At 67.9% G+C, this 19,425-nt stretch carries 18 protein-coding genes; 1 reads left to right on the top strand and 17 read right to left on the bottom strand.

What is annotated here, in order from left to right:
- Positions 1-15: 15 nt before the first annotated feature.
- The 15 genes from SR858_RS15740 to SR858_RS15670 form a co-directional block, all read right to left on the bottom strand.
- Complete coding sequence (locus tag SR858_RS15740; RefSeq protein ID WP_019919952.1) at positions 16-1,845, bottom strand: sugar transferase; 1,830 nt, start codon at positions 1,843-1,845, stop codon at positions 16-18.
- Positions 1,839-3,002, bottom strand: a complete 1,164-nt coding sequence (locus tag SR858_RS15735) for a DegT/DnrJ/EryC1/StrS family aminotransferase (protein WP_019919951.1) — start codon at positions 3,000-3,002, stop codon at positions 1,839-1,841. The genes SR858_RS15740 and SR858_RS15735 overlap by 7 nt, the downstream gene beginning before the upstream one ends.
- A 96-nt stretch (positions 3,003-3,098) precedes the next feature.
- Positions 3,099-4,400, bottom strand: a complete 1,302-nt coding sequence (locus SR858_RS15730) for a glycosyltransferase family 4 protein (RefSeq protein ID WP_019919950.1) — start codon at positions 4,398-4,400, stop codon at positions 3,099-3,101.
- Between the two features lie 13 nt (positions 4,401-4,413).
- Positions 4,414-5,223 carry a polysaccharide deacetylase family protein gene (locus SR858_RS15725; protein WP_019919949.1) on the bottom strand — a complete coding sequence of 270 codons (810 nt, stop codon included), beginning with the start codon at positions 5,221-5,223 and terminating at the stop codon, positions 4,414-4,416.
- Positions 5,220-5,939 carry a hypothetical protein gene (locus SR858_RS15720; RefSeq protein WP_019919948.1) on the bottom strand — a complete coding sequence of 240 codons (720 nt, stop codon included), beginning with the start codon at positions 5,937-5,939 and terminating at the stop codon, positions 5,220-5,222. The genes SR858_RS15725 and SR858_RS15720 overlap by 4 nt, the downstream gene beginning before the upstream one ends.
- An 8-nt stretch (positions 5,940-5,947) precedes the next feature.
- Complete coding sequence (locus SR858_RS15715; RefSeq protein ID WP_019919947.1) at positions 5,948-6,664, bottom strand: hypothetical protein; 717 nt, start codon at positions 6,662-6,664, stop codon at positions 5,948-5,950.
- Positions 6,651-7,763 carry a glycosyltransferase family 4 protein gene (locus tag SR858_RS15710; protein ID WP_026636935.1) on the bottom strand — a complete coding sequence of 371 codons (1,113 nt, stop codon included), beginning with the start codon at positions 7,761-7,763 and terminating at the stop codon, positions 6,651-6,653. The genes SR858_RS15715 and SR858_RS15710 overlap by 14 nt, the downstream gene beginning before the upstream one ends.
- Before the next feature lies 1 nt (position 7,764).
- Positions 7,765-9,000, bottom strand: coding sequence for a hypothetical protein (locus SR858_RS15705; RefSeq protein WP_019919945.1), 1,236 nt, complete (start codon positions 8,998-9,000; stop codon positions 7,765-7,767).
- On the bottom strand, positions 8,987-10,447 hold the full coding sequence (locus tag SR858_RS15700; protein WP_019919944.1) for a lipopolysaccharide biosynthesis protein: 1,461 nt from the start codon (positions 10,445-10,447) through the stop codon (positions 8,987-8,989). The genes SR858_RS15705 and SR858_RS15700 overlap by 14 nt, the downstream gene beginning before the upstream one ends.
- A gap of 13 nt (positions 10,448-10,460) precedes the next feature.
- Entirely contained in the window at positions 10,461-11,555 is a 1,095-nt protein-coding gene (locus SR858_RS15695; protein WP_019919943.1) for a DegT/DnrJ/EryC1/StrS family aminotransferase, read from the bottom strand.
- A gap of 14 nt (positions 11,556-11,569) precedes the next feature.
- Entirely contained in the window at positions 11,570-12,154 is a 585-nt protein-coding gene (locus SR858_RS15690) for an acyltransferase (protein WP_019919942.1), read from the bottom strand.
- Positions 12,155-12,164: 10 nt separating this feature from the next.
- A complete protein-coding gene (locus SR858_RS15685; RefSeq protein ID WP_019919941.1) occupies positions 12,165-13,226 on the bottom strand; it encodes a Gfo/Idh/MocA family protein in 1,062 nt (353 codons plus the stop codon).
- Positions 13,227-13,255: 29 nt separating this feature from the next.
- Positions 13,256-14,920, bottom strand: coding sequence for a UDP-N-acetylglucosamine 4,6-dehydratase family protein (locus SR858_RS15680; RefSeq protein WP_322533662.1), 1,665 nt, complete (start codon positions 14,918-14,920; stop codon positions 13,256-13,258).
- A gap of 168 nt (positions 14,921-15,088) precedes the next feature.
- A complete protein-coding gene (locus SR858_RS15675; protein WP_019919939.1) occupies positions 15,089-15,715 on the bottom strand; it encodes a helix-turn-helix transcriptional regulator in 627 nt (208 codons plus the stop codon).
- Positions 15,712-16,932, bottom strand: a complete 1,221-nt coding sequence (locus SR858_RS15670; protein ID WP_019919938.1) for an MFS transporter — start codon at positions 16,930-16,932, stop codon at positions 15,712-15,714. The genes SR858_RS15675 and SR858_RS15670 overlap by 4 nt, the downstream gene beginning before the upstream one ends.
- Positions 16,933-17,046: 114 nt before the next feature.
- Here SR858_RS15670 and SR858_RS15665 point away from each other — a divergent pair, with 114 nt between their 5' ends.
- Entirely contained in the window at positions 17,047-17,598 is a 552-nt protein-coding gene (locus tag SR858_RS15665; protein ID WP_019919937.1) for a hypothetical protein, read from the top strand.
- Here the strand turns inward: SR858_RS15665 and SR858_RS15660 are convergent.
- Positions 17,546-18,571: a transporter gene (locus SR858_RS15660; protein WP_019919936.1), complete on the bottom strand. Its 1,026-nt coding sequence runs from the start codon at positions 18,569-18,571 to the stop codon at positions 17,546-17,548. The two genes, SR858_RS15665 and SR858_RS15660, sit on opposite strands and share 53 nt — an antisense overlap.
- A gap of 2 nt (positions 18,572-18,573) precedes the next feature.
- Positions 18,574-19,413 (bottom strand): HDOD domain-containing protein, encoded by an 840-nt coding sequence (locus tag SR858_RS15655; protein ID WP_019919935.1) that lies wholly within the window; start codon positions 19,411-19,413, stop codon positions 18,574-18,576.
- Between the last annotated feature and the right edge of the window lie 12 nt (positions 19,414-19,425).

The raw sequence follows: 19,425 nt of genomic DNA, 5'->3' as shown, positions 1-19,425 counted from the left end.
GTAGCTGCCGGTGCGTCACCCCGCGTCGATGGAGCGCCGTGCAGGCGGCGCTTCAACGACGCGATCGATGTCTTCGAGGCCCGGCAAGCGCCGGCGTAGCAGCCGTCGCAGACTGCCCGTTTGTGCTTCGAACGGCAGGTGAAACAGATACGCCAATGCCAGCACCACGGCCAGCATGGCGGCATACACCGCCAGGCTGGCCGGTTCCCCCGGCGCCAGCAGCGCGCCATCGCGGTACGCCCACAACATGCGCTGCAACGGAATATGCACGACGTACAGGGTGAACGAGAAGCCGGCCAGAAAAGCCCCGGTCTGCGCCATCGCCGCTGCCGGACGGCTACGCCCCACGCTGCACAAGCACACGACCAGCAGCAACGCCAGCAACAGGTCCGGTCCCAAGGTGGACAAGGTGAAGTCGCCATCCTGTCCGCCAAGGCGCAGCAGCGCAGCGACCACCAGCAGCGCGCCGCGCCACAGCCAGCGCTGTACTGCCGAGAAATCGAAACGCAGGCGCGATGCCGCCACACCCAATAGCCACACCAGGAAGTAGCCGGTGATGGCCGCGCCCAGCAGCGCCGCCACCGCAAGTGCCAGCGCCGCGCACGCGAGCCGCAGCCAGGCGGCGCCGGCGCGCGCTGCGATCACCAGCAGCGGAAACAGCACGTAATACCAGGTTTCGTTGGCCAGACTCCAGAGCGGAAAATTCTCGCCGAAAGGCGGCACGACCAGCGTCTGCAAGTCGACCAGGTTGCCCAGCAGCGTGGAAAACGACCACGCTGCACCCACGTTTGCGGCAACCGAGGCAACAGCGGTATCGGCGGCTTTGCTGGCATCGACCCACGGCAACGCCCCGGCCCATGCCAGTGCCAGCATCAGCAAAAAGGCCGGCAACAGCACGGTCCACAACCGCGTGGCACGATCGAGTGCATAGTCGCGCAGCGCCCGTGACGGCGGCACATCGTGGCTGCGGTCGAGGAACACGCCGCCCACCAGCCAGCCGCTGAGCACAAAAAACACCAGCACCGCCTGGTGCGCGAAGCCGGTCATGAACGCTAGCCCCTGGTACCACAAGGGCGGATCCGTCACGGTGCTCAGACCGGGGAATACCTGGGCGCGCAAGTGGGCCGCCGCCACCTGCAAGGCCGCCAGGCCGCGCAGCCAGTCGATCAGCACCGACTGTCCGCCGTTGCGTGTACTGTGCGCCAGCCGGCTGCTGCGCAGTACACGCAACAGCGGTCGCTTGCGGCGGGCGCCGAACAGCAGGGTGGCCACCGTGCACAGTAAAATCTGCAAGTCGGTGGCGAAGCTGCGGCGCTGCACGTAGCGCACATAGTATTTGAGTTTTACGGGCAGCACCTGGTGCAGATAGGCGTGTTCGGGGTCAGCGGCCTGGCGCAGGATGTCGCCCTCGTTGCGAAAGCGAAGGGCGGCCCAGTCGGTAATGCCCGGCGCCACCGACAGTACGACCGCGCGTACGGCTGGCGGATAGTGGGCCACGTAGCGCGGCACTTCGGGGCGCGGCCCCACCAGGCTCATGTCGCCGCGCAGCACGTTGACCAGTTGCGGCAGTTCGTCGAGCTTGTGGCGCCGCAGCCAGCGCCCGGCCCTGGTGGCGCGCCGGTCGTCGGCCAGCGACAGCTGGCCGTCGCGCTCCGCGCCAGTGGCCATGGTGCGGAACTTGAGGATCTGGAACGGCGCGCCGTCTCGCCCCACGCGGCGTTGGCGAAACAGCACCGGTCCCGGCGAGTCGCAGCGTATCCAGGCCGCCACCAGCAACAGCAATGGCGACAGCAGCAGCAGGCCGGCCAGCGCAGCGGCGATATCGAACAGGCGTTTGGCTAGCATAGCAACTCCGTCAGGGTGGCGATCACGCGGGCCTGGCCGGCATCGGCCATGGCGGTGTACAGGGGAAGCGTCAGCTGCGCGTGGTAGCTGGCTTCGGCGTGGGGAAACTGCTCGGGGCGCAGCCCGTAGCGGTCGCGCCAGTACGGCTGGCGGTGCAGCGGAATGTAGTGGACGCTGGTGCCGATGCCCTGTTCCGACAACTGCTCGATCAGGCGGTCGCGCGCCAGTGGCGCGTCGGCAGTCAGGCGCACCGGGTACAGGTGCCAGGCGTGCTGGCTGCCGGCCGGCGCATCGCGCGGCAGGGTCAATGGCAGGTCCGCCAGGCATTCGGTGTAGCGACGCGCCAGTTGCTGGCGGCGCGCCAGAAAGCCGTCGATCTTGCGCAGCTGCGCGCGGCCGATGGCGGCGGCGATATCGGTGAGGTTGTATTTGAAGCCGGGCGCGATCACCTGGTAAAACCAGGCCGGCCGGCGCGAGACGAAACGGTCGAAGGCGTCTTCGCTGATGCCGTGCAGGCGCATCACCCGCACCCGGCGCGCGATGTCCGCGTCGCGGCACACCACCATGCCGCCTTCGCCGGTGGTCATGGTCTTGTTGGCGTAGAAGCTGAACACGGCGGCATCGCTGTCCAGCGTGCCTACGAGGCGCCCGCGCAGCGTGGTGGGAAAGGCGTGGGCGGCGTCCTCGATCACGCGCAGCCCGTGGCGGTGCGCCAGTGCCACGATGGCGTCGATGTCGCAGGCCAGGCCGCCGTAGTGGACCGGGATCACGGCGCGCGTGTTGGACGTGATGGCGGCGGCGATGGCCTCGGGCTGCAAGCACAGCGTGTGCGGATCGACATCGACGATCACCGCATCGGCGCCCAGGTAGCGCACCACTTCGGCGGTGGCGGTGAAGGTCATGGTGGGCACGATCACTTCGTCGCCGGGACCGATACCGAACGCTTCGAGCGCCAGGTGCAAGCCGGCCGTGGCGGAATTGACCGCGATGGCGTGCACGCCACCGCCCAGGTAGGCGGCAAACTCCTGCTCGAACTGGCGGCTGACCGGCCCGCTGGTGATCCAGCCCGATTGCAGGCACTCGAGCACGGCGGCGGCTTCTTCATGGCCCAGGTCGGGGAGGGCGAAGGGGAGAAAGTCATCTGGGGGCGTGGTCATCGTGGTCTCCTTTGATCGGGATGCTGACTGCGGATTTCCGGCTGTGGTGCGATCCGCCGTGACGGAATGATCGGTGGGCAGCCAAGGGACGGCGGGTTATCGCCTGCTATGGCCGGTGGTGCCTGGTATCGCGTGTTGCTGCACCCCGGTGCGAGCATTGGGCTGGCCGGCGCGACAGCAGGCATCGAGGTAGCGCTGCGCCAGCAACCGGTAATCGAGGTAGCTGCGGGCGTAGGTGGCGCCGCGCTGGCCCAGTTCTTGGCGTTGTGACGGCGGCAGGCTGGCCATGTGGGTGATGGCGGCGGCCAGTGCATCCGGGTCTTCGGGGGCGATGCTCAGGCCGCAGCCGGCATCGGCCACCGTATCGTTGGCCGCGTCCACCGCGTGGATCACGGGGCGCGCCGCCATCAGGTAGTCGCCCAGCTTGTTGGGTGAGATGCCGTAGCGGTACAGCGGTTGGCGCCGCCAGCCCAGGTAGGCGATGTCGAAACTGCCCAGCAGCGCCGGCATGCAGGGCTTGGGCAGCGGCGTGAGGAAGTGCACGTGGTGCAGGCCGTCCACGTCCACGCGCCGTTGCAGTTCCTGCTTGTGCGGACCGGCGCCGGCCAATACAAAGGCCAGCGGCTGGCCGCGCAGCAGGCTGGCGGCGTCGAGCAGCGTGTCGAGCGCGTTGGCGGCGCCATGGCTGCCCGCGTAGCCGATCAGCGTGCGGCCCTGGGCGCGCAGGCGCGCAAGCAGCGTGGCTACCGGTCCGGGCAGCGGCGTCAGCGCTGCTTCCCATTCGGCCGGCACCACGCCGTTGGGCACCACGTGCAGCTTGTGCGGCGCCATGCCGTGCGCCGCCATGTGGCCGCCCGCGTGGGGCAGGATCGAAATCACGGTGTCGGCGTGGCGGCAGGCGTAGTCTTCGGCCGCCTGCATCACCCGGATGAACGGATGGCGCGGCGACATGCCGCCGAGTTCGATCGGCGAGAGCGGCCACAGGTCGTGTACCTCGAACACCAACCGGGCGCCGGCTGCCAGGGCGATGCCGCGCGCGGGCCAGATATCGGCCGGGTAGGTGCTCGAGGCGATCACCAGGTCGGGCCGCTCGGCCGCCAGCCGCTTCGACTGCTGGTACAGGCGCGCAATGAAGGCGCCGATATTGGCCGCGCGCCGCGCGCCGTTGCTGTCGTAAGCTGGCACGGCCAGCCAGCGGTAGTCGATGCCGTCGATTTGCTGGTCCAGTACCGCGCGGCCATCCATCTGCGGCGCGCGCGCGCGCAGGTGCGAGGCGCTGGCCGCCACGATGCGCACCCGGTGGCCGGCGCGCACCCATTCACGCGCCAGGTAGTAGGGGCGGTATTCCATGCCATGGTGGGTCGAGCCGGCATAGTGGTTGATCAGCAGGATGTTCATGAGCGATCCTCGGTTACCAGCGCCACGCGTCGAGCGCGCGCACCAGGTTCTTGTGGCTGTTGGCGGCCCAGCCGGCGTGCCATTGCGACGGGTGCGTGAGCAGGCAGATGCGCCGGTGCTTGCCCAGCGCCGCCTGCGGCGCCACCGGGTGGAAGTAGCGCGGCGCCGGCTTGTCGCTGATATACAGGTCAAAGCTGGACAGCAATTCGGCGTCGTAGCATTCGGCGTCGATGCCGCAGCGCGCGCGCAGCACGCTGTCGTCGAGCACCGCGCAATTGGTGATGCCAAGGCGCCGGTTGGCGAAGTCGCCGTGGCTGGCCACCGTGTGCAGCTTGCGGCCCAGCGTGGCCTCGATGCGCCGGAAGTTGGCTTCGAATTCGGCGCGGATCTGGTCCAGCCGCGCGCGCACTTCGCCCGGCAGCTTCAGGTGGGTGCGCTTGGCGTAAGTGGCCAGTTCCTCGTAGTGGTAGCTGGCCTCGCTGCCGTAGTCCTCGATCGCGCGCATCAGGCCGAAGTCCAGCGTGGACAGGCGGAAGTAATAGCTGGCGCGCACGCCGTGGCGCTGCTCGATCTCGAACATGCGGCGCGCCGTGGCCAGATCGGTGTCGATGTCGTGGCGGTGGACCAGCACCGGCTGCACCGGCCGGTGCTGGCTGGCGCCGTTGCCGATACTGTGGTTTGGATTGCGCAGCGTGTGCAGCCAGCCGCGCACCGAGGTCTGGCGGTAACCGTGGTCGCGCGCCTGCCCCAGCAGGGCGTCGTAGTGCGGCAGCCGGCACGGCATCAGGTAGTCGGCGTACAGCCGGTTCAGGATGGTTTTCATTGCAGCGTGTAGCGCACGCGGTACGGCGTGAAGCCGAGCATGGTCTTGAACTGGCGCAGGCCCGGTTGCGCGCCGAAAAAAGTGTCGTACATCAGGTAGTCGGGGCCAGCGCCGGCACGCGCTTCGGCCAGCAGCAGGCTGACGATGTCGGCAATCATCAGGTGCATCACGCCGTCGTTGTTGCGGTAGCCGAGCAGCTGGGCGAACGCGGCGAAATTGCCGAAGCGGCCCATGTTGCAGTAGGCGACCAGCTGCTCGCGCTTGTCGAACACGCCGAAATAGCGGTAGTGGCAGAGCGGCTCGTAATGCGCGGCCCTGTCCTGGTAGCGCGCGTCCATCGGCCGGCCCTGGCGGCTCGGCATGCTGGTGTTGATGGCGTGGATGGCGTCGATGTGGTCGTTGCGGTCGATCTGCGCGAGGCGGTAGCCGCGCTTGCGCGCCTTGCCCACGTAGCTGGCCGCGCCGCTGCCCGGGTACATCGCAGGTTCGGTCAGCCGCCGCAGATCGATCAGCGCCACGCCCAGCTGCTTGTGGCCGATCACCTTGTAGCGGGGATGCCGGCGCGTGAACTGGCGGTGGGTATCGCGCACGTCTTCGGGATGGTAGCGGGTGTCGAAGCACAGGGTGGCGACGGGCAGGCGCGCCACTTCGAGCACCAGCCGGCAGCCGCGCGCGAGGGGCGCGAAATTGAACAGTCGGGGGAGCTTGGCGATCATGGTAAACCTCATGCAATGGCGTAGCGGATGCGGTACGGCGCGAAGCCGAGCTTGCGCTTGAATTCGCGCAGGCCGGGCAGGGCGCCCAGATAGGTGTCGTACATCAGGTAGTTGTAGCGGTGTTCGTCGATCAGGCGGCAGGCGATGTCGGCCATCAGCAGGTACATCACGCCGTCGGTCTTGATCCCCAGCAGGCGGTCGGTGGCGGCGAAGTCGCCGTAGATGCCCAGGTCGCAATAGGCCACCAGCTTGCCGTCGCCATCGAGCACGCCGTAGTAGCGGAAGCTGTCCACGGCCACGTAATGATCGGTGCGGTTGGCGTAAGCCGGGTCCATCGGCCGGCCCTGGCGCACGCGCTGCGAGGTATTGATGCGGTGGATGTCGTCGATGTAGGAGTTGCGGTCGATTTCGGCCACCGTGTAGCCGCGCGCGCGGGCCCGGCGCGCCTGGTAGCCGGCATGATCTTTCTGCGCCACGGACTGCAGGTAATCGGCGCCGCTGGCGAACGCGCGCAGGTCGATCAGCGCCACCCCCAGCGACTTGTTGCGCACGATGCGGTAGCGCGGGTGCGGCATGGTAAAGCTGGCGTGGGTGCGCCGTATCAGGTCGGGGTTGAGCGACGCGTCGAAGCGCAGCCGGGCGCGCGGCAGGCGGACGATGTCGGCGACCAGCCGCAGCCGCGCCAGCACGGCCGGCCAGAGCCCGGAGGTGTCAGAGGTGGTCATAAAAGTCGATCAGCTTGGTGGACTGGCTGCGCCAGTTGTAGCGGGTGCGCACTGCGCGCCGGCCGTTGTCGCCCATGCGGCGGGCGATGTCCGGGTGGCCGGCCAGGTAGTCGATGGCGGCGGCAATTGCCGGCGGATCGCCCGGATCGACGCACAGACCACAGGCGCCGCCTTCGCCGTCTCCTTCCACGATGGCGCGCCAGCGCGGGAAGTCAGACGCGATCACGGGAATGCCGGCGGCCATGTACTCGAACATTTTCACTGGCAGCGCATCGAGGTGGTTAAGCGTGGGGTGCAGCGTGACCAGGCCCGCGCGCGAGGCGCCCAGCAGTGCGGCCACGTCGCCGCGCGCCAGCTGGCCCAGTGCGTCGATGTGGCGCCAGCCGGGGCGGGCGCGCAGCTGTGCCGCCAGTGCCGGTTCGCTGAAAGCGCCGGCCAGTTGCAGCCGCACGGGGGTTTGCAGCAGCTCGCAGGCGCGTACCAGTTCGGCGATGCCGCGTATCGCCGACAGCCCGCCTGCGTAGCACACCTGCAGCGGCTTGTCGGCCCAGGCCAGGTCGGCGCCGAACTCCTCGGGCATCGGAAAATTGTTGATGTCCACCGTGGCGCGGTTGATGCGCTCGAACCGTTCGCGGATGAACGGCGTGGCCGTAATGACGCCATCGAGCCGACGGCAGGCCTGGTGTTCGAAGCGGGCGTAAGTGGCGGCCAGCACGCGCCGGGTCCACGGCGGCAGGTAGGGTTTGCCCAGCAGCTGGCGCGGCACGTCCTCGTGGGCATCGAAGATCACCTTGCAGCCGTGCCGTTGCAGCAGCAGGCCGGCCGGCAGCAGCTCGGGGTCGTGTAGCTGCACCACGTCGGGCGCCAGCGCCAGCGCGCAGCGATACACGCGGTTGGTGGCCGATATCATCCGTTGCAGCCGCCCTCGCGCGGCGCCGGCATCGACGATGTGGATGCCGTGGCGGTCCTCGTCGCCGCGGCCATCGGCCACCACCAGCGTGACCCGGTGGCCGTGATCGGCCAGCGTGCGGCACTGCTTGCCGAAGATGCGGGCGTCGTGGCGCGGATGGGCGGACGTCAGGTGGGCGATATTGAGCATGTCAATCTCCCGCGCGGTACCGCGCATAGGCGCCCAGCGCGGCGCCAATCAGCATGTCGCTGAAGAAATGCGACAGGCATAACAATAGCAAGGTGCTGGCCAGCAGGCTCCAGGCCAGCAGGTAGCGGTGATCGCGGCTGGTGCGACCGCCCAGCAGGTAACCGTGGATGGCCAGGTGCGTGAGCGGATAGAGCAGCAACGCCAGCAGCGCGGCAAACCCCAGCAGGCCCAGGTCCACCCACGCCGACAGGATGTTGTGGGCGTAGCGGCCGCTCGGGTAGCTGCCGTAGTCGCCCATGATCGGATGATCGGCGATGGTGCGCAGCGCCTGCTCGGTGAGCGCGTGGCGCGCGCTGGCGGACGTGGAGTGCGATAAATCGAGCAGTTCCAGCGTGCGGTTGCCCGGCACGGCTGCCACCAGCGCATCGAGGTTGAACTGCAACAGCATGATGGCGGCCGCCATCAGCATCAGCATGACCAGGCGCGAACGGGCTGCGTGCAGCTCGAACAGCGGGATCAGGAACAGCAGCGCACCGAACTCGCTGCGCGCAGTGTTGATGTACAGCGTGGACAGGCCCAGCGCGTACAGCGCCCAGCGCAGCGAGGCGCGCCTGGTGCAGGCCAGCAGCACCACCATGGGCAGCAAATAGGAGCGTGAAAAGCCCTGGTACGTGGCCACGCTTTCGGGATCGCGCGCGGCGCCCAGCGCAGCAAGATAAAAAGCGCCATCGACCGCGTACGCGAACACTACCGCCGACATCGCCAGCAGGCTGGCCAGCAAAGTCAGCTGGAAGCGCTTGGATTCGAAGTCCAGCGTCTTGAAGATCACGAACAGCAGGAGCATGTACAGCAGCCCCAGGGTGTGGTGGCTGGTGGCGCCGCCGCCGGCCAGGCCCATGTGCAGCACGATGATGGTTGCATAATAGGCCAGGAACGCCAGCCAGGCGGCATCCACCCGGTGCACGCGCCAGCCGCAGGCGCGCATGCGCAGCAGGTATGACAGCAGCAGGGGCGCGAACATCAGCAGCGAAATCCAGGCGAAGTAACCGCCCAGGTAGGCGCGGATCAGGCCCAGGCCAAGCAGGGTCTGGTAAGCGAAAAAGCCGGGAAACAGCAGCCAGAACGCCAGTTCGGCCCAGGCGGGACCGAGCAAGCCGAGCGGTCCGGTGCGGCGCCCGGCCGCATGGACTTGCACCAGCGGCGGCGCGGGGAAGGCGATGGCGTCAGCCGGCAGCATGGAGCCTCCGGCCCGGTGGGCGGTTGAGCGCGTAGCGGTACGACAGGTGCAGATACACCAGGTACAGCAGCGAATAGCCGATACTGTAGGCCAGCACATTGTGCGCCAGCGGCAGCGGCGCCGCAAACGCAGCGACGGTGGTGGCAAACAGCGCCACCTGCCACAGCAGCTCGGTCTTTTGCCGGCCTGCCACCGAGAACACGTAGCTGAGCGGGCCGGCGACGAAATTGAGGAAAAACAGCGGCGCCATGATCTGCGCCAGCTCGCCGGCGCCGCGCCAGTCGGCGCCGAATACGAAAGAAAACAAGGCGGGCGACGCCACCCACAGCACCAGGGCGGGCACCGCGCCCAGCGCCAGCAGCACGCGCAGCGCATGGCGGTAGGCGGGGCGGCAGTCGCCGTGCTCCTGGTACTGGCGCACCGACTCGCGCTTGAACACTTCCAGCACCGACGCGGCCAGCAGGGAAATTGGTGCGGCCAGCACGCGCTGGGTGAGCGCGAACAGCCCGGCCGCCATCACGCCATGACGCGCGCCGATGATCAGGAGCGGCAACTGGCCCACGGCCGCGTTGAGCAGGCTCGATGGCAACGTAAAACGCCAGAACGCGCGGTGGTGGCGCAAGTAGCGGCGTTGCGGGGTGGTGGGCAGCAGTGCGGCCCAGCCTTGACGGCGAAGCCGACGCAGGCGGGTGAGCCACGCTAGAGCGATGCCATTGCTGGGCCGCTCAAGGGTATTGGCTGCGCGCTCGACATCGGCGGATGTAGCTGAGACAGGGCTTGCGGCAGCGGCAACGTCAGTCGGCCCAGTGAGGGTACTTAAACCGCCACCCCGTAGTGGCAGGTGCAGAAGCTGGCGCGCGGCCAGGAGACCGGCAGCCAGGCCCACCAATTGACCGGCCAGCAAGGCATCCCCGCCGGCGCCAGCCAGGCGCAGCGTTACCCATGGCATACCCGCCAGTAACGCCAGCAACCCCAACTGCGCCCCGGCGACGCCGCCAGCCGCCACGATCCGCGCCTTGGCGGCAGCCGCAAAGCCGTTATGCGAGGCGGCGTAGGCCAGCATGGTCTGCATGCCGGCCGTCAGCCATGCCGCCAGGCCCAGGGTCAATACGCCCGGCCATGACATGGCGACTAGGTCCAGCAGCCGCGCCGCCACCAGCGCTACCGTCAGCACCACCGCCAGCCAGCTGGAAGACCACGCCACCACGCCAAAGCACAGCCGCTGGCGGATGCGGCCCGGATCGACCACCATGGCGAACTCCATGCGCAGGGTGGCCGCCACGGTGGCAATCGCCACCACGCCCAGCCACACGCTGAACGCGCCCAGTTCGCCCGGGGTGCACAGCCGCGTGATCAGGGGCGCGGCCACGATCGGCAGCGCCTGCGCCACCAGCGAGCCGCCCAGTACCGTGAGCAGGTGCTTCCAGAAAGTGGGCAGGGCGGCCATGATTTGTCATACCTCAGGCGTCGAGCGCGGCCAGCACGGTGGCCGCCACGCGGGCGACGTCGGACTGGGTCAGGTGCGGTCCCATTGGCAGGCTCAGTACCCGCTGCGCCAGCAGCTCGGCCACCGGGCAGGCCGCGTCGTCGTAGCGCAGGTAGGCCGGCTGCTGGTGGATCGCCTGCGGATAGTGCACCACACTGGGGATGCCGGCGGCCGTGAGCGCGGCCTGTACCGGTGCGCGGCTGGGGGGCACGATGGTGTACTGGGCCCAGGCACTCGCTTCCGCGCCGCCCAGGGTTTCCACCCGGCTGCCAAAGCAGCGGTCGTAGGCGGCGGCCACGCGGCGGCGCGCGGCGATTTCGTCGTCAAAAGTGGGCAGCTTGGCCAGCACCACCGCGCATTGCAGGGTATCCATGCGCCCGCCCACGCCCACGCGGGTATGGTGATAGCGCTCGGCCTGGCCGTGGATGCGGATCTCGCGCATCGCCCGCGCCAGTTCATCGTCGCTGGTGAAGATGGCGCCGCCGTCGCCGTAGCAGCCCAGTGGTTTGCTGGGGAAGAAGCTGGTGCAGCCGATGGTGGACAGGTTGCCGCTGCGCTGGCCGCTGCCTTGGCCACCGTAGCTGGCGCCGAAGCTTTGCGCGGCATCCTCGATCACGGCCAGGCCGTGGCGGCGGGCGATACCGTTGATGGCGTCCATGTCGGCCGGCTGGCCGTACAGCGAGACGGGCATGATGGCGCGGGTGCGCGCACCGATGCGGCGGACGATGCGGGCCGGATCGAGATTGCCGGTGGCGCGTTCGACATCGACAAACACGGGCCGCGCGCCGGCCAGCACGATGGCCTCTGCGGTGGCGATGAACGAGAACGGCGTGGTGATCACCTCGTCGCCAGGCTGGATACCGAGCGCCATCAGGGAAATGAGCAGCGCCTCGGTGCCCGACGACACGGTCACGCAATGGCGCGCGCCGCAATACTGCGCCAGCGCCGCCTCCAGCTGCGCCACTTCAGGCCCCATGATGTACTGGCCGTGGTCGAGCACGCGCTGGATGGCGGCGTTGATGTCGTTGCGCAGCAGTTCGTACTGCTGTTTCAGGCCCGTGAATTCCATTTATCTCTCCTGGTTTAGTCGGCAGGTTGAACGGTGCAGGCGCCACCCGCCACCGTGTACACGTCACCGGTATGCGGACAGCGCGCCCGGCCGTCGGCGCCGCGCGGCAAGTCCAGGCGTTCGCCGTGGCGGCTGATCCAGCCGATCTGGCGCGCCGGCACGCCGGCCATCAGCGCGAAATCGGGCACGTCGCGGGTGACCACGGCGCCGGCGCCGATCATGGCGTACGCGCCGATGGTCACACCGCAGACCACGGTGGCGTTGGCGCCGATCGATGCGCCCCGGCGCACCAGGGTGCGGCGGTACTCGTGCTTGCGCACCACGGCCGCGCGCGGATTGTGCACATTGGTAAACACCATGCTGGGTCCGCAGAACACGTCGTCTTCGAGCACCACCGCGTCATACACCGAGACGTTGTTCTGGATCTTGACGTTGTGGCCGATGACGACGTCGCTGGCGATGAAGACGTTCTGGCCCAGCGAGCAGCGGTCGCCGATGCGCGCGCCGCCGCACACGTGGCTGAAGTGCCAGATGCGGGTGCCTTCGCCCAGCATCGCGCCGGCATCGACAATCGCGCTGGCGTGAACAAGGTTATCCATTGAAAAACTCCTAGTAGTCGAGCGGCAGCGCCACGCGGCGGCCATCGCGCGCCGAGCGGTACGCGGCGATCAGCACTTCGAGCGATTTCAGGCCTTCGCGCCCGTCGGTTTCCGGTTCCGCTTCGCCGCGCAGCACGGCGATCACGTTGTCGTAATAAAGCGGGTGGCCGAAGCCGTACACCGACGCGGTTGCGTAGCTGGCCTGTTTCACCTTGGCGTCGTCCGCGTCGGGCACCGCGAAGTCCCACTGCTGCACCTCGTTGACGGCCACGCCGCCGATGCGCGCGGTGCCGGTTTCGCCCAGCACCGTGATGCTGCCTTCGAGGTTGTGCGGGTAGGCCAGCATGGTGACGTTCATCGAGCCGAGGGCGCCGTTGCGCCAGCGCAGGCTGATCACGCCCGTGTCTTCCACCTCGATATCGCGCGCCAGCGTGGCGGTGTACGCTTGCAGGCTCTCGACCGGGCCGATGATCCAGTCGAGCAAATCGACGTAGTGGCTGGCCTGGTTCATGAAGGCGCCGCCGTCGAACTCCCAGGTGCCGCGCCACGGCGCGCTGTTGTAATAGCTTTGCGGGCGGGTCCAGAACACATTGAGGTTGACCATGTAGATGCGGCCGAACCGCTTGTTGTCCACCGCGCGCTTGAGCAGTTGCAATGTGGCGTTGCGGCGGTTCTGCTTGACCACGAACATGCGCACGCCGGCCGCGTCGCAGGCGCCCACCATGCGCTTGGCGTCTTCCCAGCGCGTGGCCATCGGCTTTTCGGTGATCACGTGGCGGCCGGCGCGCGCCACCCGTACCGCCTGGTCCGGGTGCAGGCCGGACGGCGTGGTGATGATGCAGGCGTCGATGTCGCTGCGTTCGAGCATGTGGTCGAGGTTGTCGAACGGGACGGCGCCGGTGTCGGCGGCGGCGCGGTCGAGCGCAGTGGCATCGACATCGCACACGGCCACCAGCTCGCAGCGGTCGGCATGCTGGGCCAGCGCGCCAAAATGGTTGCGGGCGATGCGCCCGCACCCGACCAGCGCGAAGCGCAGCTTGCGGTCGGTGACGGCAGGGCAGAATTGACGCATGGGCTACTCCTTGCGGTGGGGACAAAAAATCAGGAAGCGTGGATGGCGACCGGTGGCACGGCTGCCAGCGGGGGCACACGCAAGCGGCGGAGTGCGGCCTCGCTGTCGGTGGCGCGCACCCCGGTTTGCGGCGTGAACTCGCTGATGATGGTCTTGAGCATGGCTTCGATCAGCCAGCGGTCGTTGCTGGCGCAAGCAACCAGCAGCAGCTCCAGGTACTGGTCGAGCTGGGCGGCGGGCAGCGCCTGCTCCTTCATGCACAGGATGCGCGGGTGGCGGCTCGGGATGGCGCCGTCGGCGGTGAGCAGTTCTTCCTGCAGTTTTTCTCCGGGGCACAGGCCCACGTAGCGGATGTCGATGTCGCCCTGCGGATTGCGCGGCGTGCGCTCGGTGAGACCGGCCAGCGCGATCATGCGCCGCGCCAGATCGACGATGCGCAGCGGCGCGCCCATGTCGAGCACGAATACTTCGCCGCCTTCGGCCATGGCGCCGGCCTGTATCACCAGTTGCGCGGCTTCGGGGATCAGCATGAAGTAGCGCTCCATGGCGGCGTCGGTGATGGTGAGCGGACCGCCCTGCTGCAACTGCTGGCGGAACAGCGGCACCACCGAGCCCGATGATCCCAGCACATTGCCAAAGCGGACCATGCTGAACGTGGTGACGCCCGCGCCGTCATCTTGCGCGGCCTGGAACACCAGCTCCGACAGGCGCTTGCTGGCGCCCATGATGGTGCTGGGCCGCACCGCCTTGTCGGACGACACCAGCACGCAGGTGTGCACGCCGTGGCGGGTGGCGGCGGCAGCGACATTGCGGGCGCCGACAACGTTGTTGCGCAGTCCCTCCACCATATTGGTTTCGACGATGGACACGTGCTTGTAGGCGGCCGCATGGTAGATGGTGTGGATGGCCGCGCCGTGCATCACGCGCTCGAGCATGCGTTCGCTGCACACGGAGCCCAGGTGCGCATGCAGCACCAGTTGCGGCCAGCGCGCCCGTAATTCCTGGGCAATGGTGTAAAGCGCGAACTCGCTGTGATCGACCAGGTGCAGGCAGTGCGGCCCCAGGCCGGCGATTTGCCGGCACAACTCGCTGCCGATGGAGCCGCCCGCGCCGGTGACCAGCACGTTCTTGCCGCGCACGCAGCGCGCGAACAGCGCGCTGTCGGGCTGCACCGGTGCGCGGCCCAGCAATTGCTCGGGGGCGAAGTCGGGCAGGCGGCGGCTGGCGGCGTCCGTCGGCGGCGGCACCTGCTGGTGCAGCAAGGACCGCAGCAGTGCGCGCATGCCGGCGCGCGAGGCGATCAGGTACAACATCGCCAGCGGCCAGTACATGGCCAGCACCGGACCGGGGATGCGCGCCACCGCGCCATCCCTGGTCAGCAGGTACAGCGCGACCACGGCGGCGCCCAGCGCCATGCCGGCCAGGATCAGCGTGCGCTGCTCGAGCTGGCGCAGCGCGGCGCCGTACAGCGACGCTATCGTCAATGCCGATATGCTGAGCGCCGTGAGCAGCAGGGCGGCAGGCCACGGCGGCATGCCGCCAGTGATCACCATCATTGCCAGCACCAGGCACAGCGGCAACGCCACGCCATCGGCCACGCACATCAGCAGGCGCTTGCCGCTGCGGTTGATGGCGGCCAGCCGCATACACAGCTGGCGGACGGAAGAGGCTGGGTGGTGGACGGAGACGGACATGGTGCGGTACCTTCAAAAAGCATGCGAGGCCTGGGTGGGCGGCTCGGGATGCATTGATTGTCGGCTGACCAGCACTTTGGGACTTGACTCCCATCAAACGGCGACACGGAGCTTGTCCGTGCGGCTTGACAACTAATTTCCTATTCCTATTATTTTCCGGAATTAAAGTTACTTGGTGACTGGCTTGATCACGTACACGCAGCGGCGGGCGCCGTTGAGCATATGCTCCACCCGCCCGACCGAGCAATCGCTGCCCAGCACGCGCTGGAACAGGTCCAGCTCCGAGCGGCAGAATTGCTGGCACTGGCGGGCGGCCGCGCAGATCGGGCAGTGGTTTTCGATCAGCAGCAGGGCGCCGTCGTCGGCTGTTTGCACTTCCGCCATATAGCCTTCCACCGAGCGCGCCTGCACCAGCGCCGCCACCCGGTCGGGCAGGGCGCGGGCGCCGGCCAGGTGCTGACGGTACTGCTGTTCGCTGGCCTGTTCGCGCGAGGCGATCAGTTTATCGAGCCCCGCGTCGCCGAACAGCTGGCGCACCTGGTCGATCAGTTGCACGGTCAGGTCGGCGTGACGGTCGGGGAAGCGCGCGTGGCCTGCTTCGGTCAGCAGCCAGCGCCGCGACGGCCGGCCCGGTTTGTCGGCCACGTCCTCGTAGGTAAGCATGCCCTTCTCTTGCCACGCTTCGAGCTGGCGGCGCGCGCCCATCGAGGTCAGGTCGAGCAGCGCGGCCAGCTGTTGCGCGGTTTGCGGACCGCGCGTCTTGATCAGGAAAAGGGCCTGGTCGGCGGTGTTCATGACAGCGCTCCCGCTGCCGGCGTCGCGTGTTGCAGGCTGTAGTGCCAGCGTTGCAGCCGCCACGCCGACCACGCGCCAAACGCGGCGGACAGCAGCAGGATCAAGCGCGTGTCGATCAGGGTGAGCACCGCGCCGATCAGCGCCATCACGATATTGGCCAGACAAAACGTGGTGGAGATCAGTCCCATCACCGCGCCCTGGCCATGGGCGCCGAAGCGCTCCGCGCACCAGTGCGGCACGATGCTGCTGTGGAAGGCGTGCGGTATCCCGAACAGCACGATGGCGGCCAGGCCGACGTTGGCGTTGCTGACCGCCAGCACGCCGATCAGCGTGGCGGTCGCATACGCGAAGCCGCGCGCCCGCAGCAGCGGCTCTCCGGCGAACTTGCCACCGGCGACAATGGTGGTGGCCGTCATCACGCCGCACATCGCCGCCGTGGCCCAGGCGATGCCGCGCGGACCGTAGCCCGGCACTTCCACCAGCCACAGCGGATAGAACTCGTAGAAGCCGGTCACGCAGCAGCTGTACGCCAGCGTGATGATGAACAGCGTGCGCAGCTCCGGCTCGCGCAGCAGATTCAAGGCATGGCGGTGGCGCGCCACCTGCCACCACGACGTGGTGGCCGCCGACGGCACTTCGCGCGGCAGCGCCTTGGCCACCAACACGGCGGTACCGAGCAACAGCGCCACGGCAATCCAGAACGGCGTGGTGATGCCGTACCCCAGCGTGAAGCCGGCCATCAGCGGCCCCACCAGCCAGCCCATGTAAAACGCGCCGTTCAGCCACGACAGCGCCTTGCGTCGCAAATCGCCTTCAAGCTTGTCGGCCAGCATGGCGCGCGCCACCGAGCCGTTACCTTCCAGCAGGCCGGTGATGAAGCGCGCCACGATAAACAGCGGGAACGATTCGATCACCAGGGCCAGCGCCGTGATGGCATGGCCGATGGCCGCACCAACGGCGGTCACCAGCAGCACCGGCCGGCGGCCGTAGCGGTCCGACATGGGGCCGAGCAGGGCCGAGCCGATCAGGAGGCCCAGCGGGTTGATCGTCAATGCCAGGCCCAGCAGCAGCTTGGGCGGCAGGCCGAGGAAGGTGTTGAGGCCGTTGGCGGTGCCATCGGCAAACAGGGGCGCGAGGATCGGATACGGCAGCGCGGCGCCGACGGTGGACAGCAGGGCCAGCAGGCAGGCGCTGCTGATGAGCAGGGAATTTTTCATGGCGTTACTGTAACGGCCGGGCCTCAATAAGTAAACGAAAATGTTTATTAATGGTTGGGCGTCTGACGGCGCGGTATGATGGCGCTCTTCTTACAGACCGGAGCACGACGGAGCATGATCAGCAAGTGGCGTAACTGGTTCGGCGGCCGGCGCGGCGGGGTGTTTTTCCTGCTGCTCGGTATCGGCATCATCGGCATCTTTATCGCGCTCGAACTGCGCTTCCCAAGCGCGGCGCAATTGCAGGCCGTGACCGGCCGCGTGGACTGGACCTACGACAGCCGCGGCGCCATGTATTTTGCCGCCCGCACCACGCCGCAGCAGTTCGTCGTGCACGTCAAGGGCGATGCCGATGGCCGCCTGCGCGCGGCGCTGCGGTCGGCCACGAAGCTGTACCCGGTGACGGTGCGCTTCAATCCGGCCCAAGTGAATCATCCCGGCTTTTTGCCCGGCGACTTTCACGTGGCGTACGGCGTGTCGGTCGGTGGCAAGGAGGTCACCGGCCTGGCCGACGTGCGCGCCAGCTACCGGCGCGACAACCTGGTGGCGCTGGTGATGGGATTGGTGTTCATGCTGCTGGGGGCGCAGCGGCTTTACATCTACCGCGCTGAGGCTCTTACCGCAGATCGCGCTGGCGGCGGAAGGCGAGCCAGCCGGCGATTGCCGTAAAGCTGGCCACGATCAGCACCACCACCAGGAAGCCGTGCGGCGCGTCGGCCAGCGGGATGCCGCCCACGTTCATGCCCAGCAAACCGGCGATGATGTTGATCGGCAGGGCCAGCACGGTGACGATGGTCAGCACGAACAGGCTGTGGTTGTTGCCCTCGTTGACCAGCGCGGCGATCTCTTCCTGGATCAGCTTGATGCGCTCCTGCAGCGAGGCCATGTCGGCCAGCACCATCGAGAATTCCTCGGTGGACTGGCGCAGTTCCTGGGCGTCGATCTCGGCGACCCAGCGTGGTGGCCGTTGCAGCAGGCGGAACAGCGCAGCCGGTTCGGGCGCCAGCAGCCGGCGCAGGCGCACCAGTACCCGCCGCAATTCACCGAGGCTGGCGCGCTTGGTGTTGAGCTTGCCGGCGAGCAGATTGTCTTCGATGCCATCGACGGTGGCGATCGCATGGCGCACGATCTTGATCAGGGCGTCGGCCTGGTCGCGCAGCAGGTGAATCAGCAGCTCCACCGACGAGCGGATCGGTTCGCCATTGCGCACGGCGTTGCGCAGGCTGTCGATCGCGCGCAGCGGCTTGCGGCGCGCGCTGATGACCACCTGCTGGTCCACGCTGAGCCACAAGGTGGAAATGTCGGACGGGTCGAACGAAAAATCGTGCAGCACGTCGTTGACCACGGCGATCAGCGTGTTGTCTGCCACCTCGATGCGGGTGGAGCGCGGCCCTTCGTGCAGGCTTTCGTAAAATTCCTCGGGCAGCGACAGGTGCTCGTTGAGCCACTTCTCGCTGGCGGTGTTGGCCAGGTTGTAGTGCAGCCAGATGAATTCCGACGGATGCCGGTCGCGGTGGTCCAGCCAGGCGCACGCTTCGTCGGCGTTGAGCGGCACGCCCACGCCTTCCTGCGCGCGGCCGAACACGTAGCCGCACACCAGGCCGGACGCATCGGAGCCGTAAGACAGGGGCGCTTGCTGCATGCTCACACCAGCAGCGCGGCGCTCATCTCGGCGGCGTTGTCATGCGCCTGCTTGAGCAGCACCTGCAGGCGCTCGGCGTCGATGAACAGGTCGATGGCCGATTCGGAATGCGGCGGCAGTTCGCGCTCGGCTTCCTGCAGCGGCGAGCGCACCGGCGTGAGCAGGTTGGCCAGCAGCAGCGTGTCCTGCAAGGTGTCGGGCGGGATCGACATGAAGGCGTCGCGCAGCCCTTCGATGGCGTCGGCCACGGGCTCGGGAATGCACAGCTTGCGCATCACTTCGCGCGTGATGATTTCTTCGCTGGCCGAGTGCCAGTTGTCCGGGTCTTCCTCGAGCAGGCCGGGGAATTCGTCGGCGCGCGAGAGCAGGTAGAAGCCGCCCACTTCGTGCACGATGCCGGCGAACAGCGCGGTGTCTTCGTTGACGCCGGTGACGTCGCGCGCGATCAGGCGCGCCAGCGCGGCCACGGCAATGGTGTGGTCCCACAGCTTTTCGGCCTTGACGCGCAGCGCCGGGTCGATCAGCTTGCTGCCGAACTGGCGCACCACCATGGCGGCGGCCAGCGCGAACAGGTTCTGGTAGCCGATGCGCATGATGGCGCCCCGCACGTTGGTGACGACGGGCGCGCCGGCGCGCGCGAACATGGCGGAGTTGGAAATGGCGACGGTGCGCGCGGCCAGCGTGGGTTCGGCCAGCACCAGGCTGATGGCCTTGTCGATCGGGCAGTCGGGATCGTCGAGCGCAAGCTGCACGCGCAGGGCGGCGTTGACGCTGGTGGGGAACACCAGTTCGCCGCGGATGGCCATGGCCGCAATGTGGCCGAATGCTTCTAATTTATTCATGATCAAAATTAT

Source organism: Duganella zoogloeoides, assembly GCF_034479515.1.
GTDB classification, from domain to species: domain Bacteria; phylum Pseudomonadota; class Gammaproteobacteria; order Burkholderiales; family Burkholderiaceae_D; genus Rugamonas; species Rugamonas zoogloeoides.
Note: the sequence above shows the minus strand (reverse complement) of the source record. Positions and strands in the feature narration are given on the sequence as shown.

Bases quoted from the DNA above. Each gene is read 5' to 3' on its own strand.
- SR858_RS15715 (WP_019919947.1), bottom strand. From the start codon at position 6,664: ATGACCACCTCTGACACCTCCGGGCTCTGGCCGGCCGTGCTGGCGCGG.
- SR858_RS15675 (WP_019919939.1), bottom strand. From the start codon at position 15,715: ATGAACACCGCCGACCAGGCCCTTTTCCTGATCAAGACGCGCGGTCCG.
- SR858_RS15670 (WP_019919938.1), bottom strand. From the start codon at position 16,932: ATGAAAAATTCCCTGCTCATCAGCAGCGCCTGCCTGCTGGCCCTGCTG.
- SR858_RS15695 (WP_019919943.1), bottom strand. From the start codon at position 11,555: ATGGAATTCACGGGCCTGAAACAGCAGTACGAACTGCTGCGCAACGAC.
- SR858_RS15665 (WP_019919937.1), top strand. From the start codon at position 17,047: ATGATCAGCAAGTGGCGTAACTGGTTCGGCGGCCGGCGCGGCGGGGTG.
- SR858_RS15685 (WP_019919941.1), bottom strand. From the start codon at position 13,226: ATGCGTCAATTCTGCCCTGCCGTCACCGACCGCAAGCTGCGCTTCGCG.
- SR858_RS15735 (WP_019919951.1), bottom strand. From the start codon at position 3,002: ATGACCACGCCCCCAGATGACTTTCTCCCCTTCGCCCTCCCCGACCTG.
- SR858_RS15655 (WP_019919935.1), bottom strand. From the start codon at position 19,413: ATGAATAAATTAGAAGCATTCGGCCACATTGCGGCCATGGCCATCCGC.
- SR858_RS15700 (WP_019919944.1), bottom strand. From the start codon at position 10,447: ATGGCCGCCCTGCCCACTTTCTGGAAGCACCTGCTCACGGTACTGGGC.
- SR858_RS15680 (WP_322533662.1), bottom strand. From the start codon at position 14,920: ATGTCCGTCTCCGTCCACCACCCAGCCTCTTCCGTCCGCCAGCTGTGT.
- SR858_RS15690 (WP_019919942.1), bottom strand. From the start codon at position 12,154: ATGGATAACCTTGTTCACGCCAGCGCGATTGTCGATGCCGGCGCGATG.
- SR858_RS15725 (WP_019919949.1), bottom strand. From the start codon at position 5,223: ATGAAAACCATCCTGAACCGGCTGTACGCCGACTACCTGATGCCGTGC.
- SR858_RS15710 (WP_026636935.1), bottom strand. From the start codon at position 7,763: ATGCTCAATATCGCCCACCTGACGTCCGCCCATCCGCGCCACGACGCC.
- SR858_RS15660 (WP_019919936.1), bottom strand. From the start codon at position 18,571: ATGCAGCAAGCGCCCCTGTCTTACGGCTCCGATGCGTCCGGCCTGGTG.
- SR858_RS15705 (WP_019919945.1), bottom strand. From the start codon at position 9,000: ATGCTGCCGGCTGACGCCATCGCCTTCCCCGCGCCGCCGCTGGTGCAA.
- SR858_RS15720 (WP_019919948.1), bottom strand. From the start codon at position 5,939: ATGATCGCCAAGCTCCCCCGACTGTTCAATTTCGCGCCCCTCGCGCGC.
- SR858_RS15730 (WP_019919950.1), bottom strand. From the start codon at position 4,400: ATGAACATCCTGCTGATCAACCACTATGCCGGCTCGACCCACCATGGC.
- SR858_RS15740 (WP_019919952.1), bottom strand. From the start codon at position 1,845: ATGCTAGCCAAACGCCTGTTCGATATCGCCGCTGCGCTGGCCGGCCTG.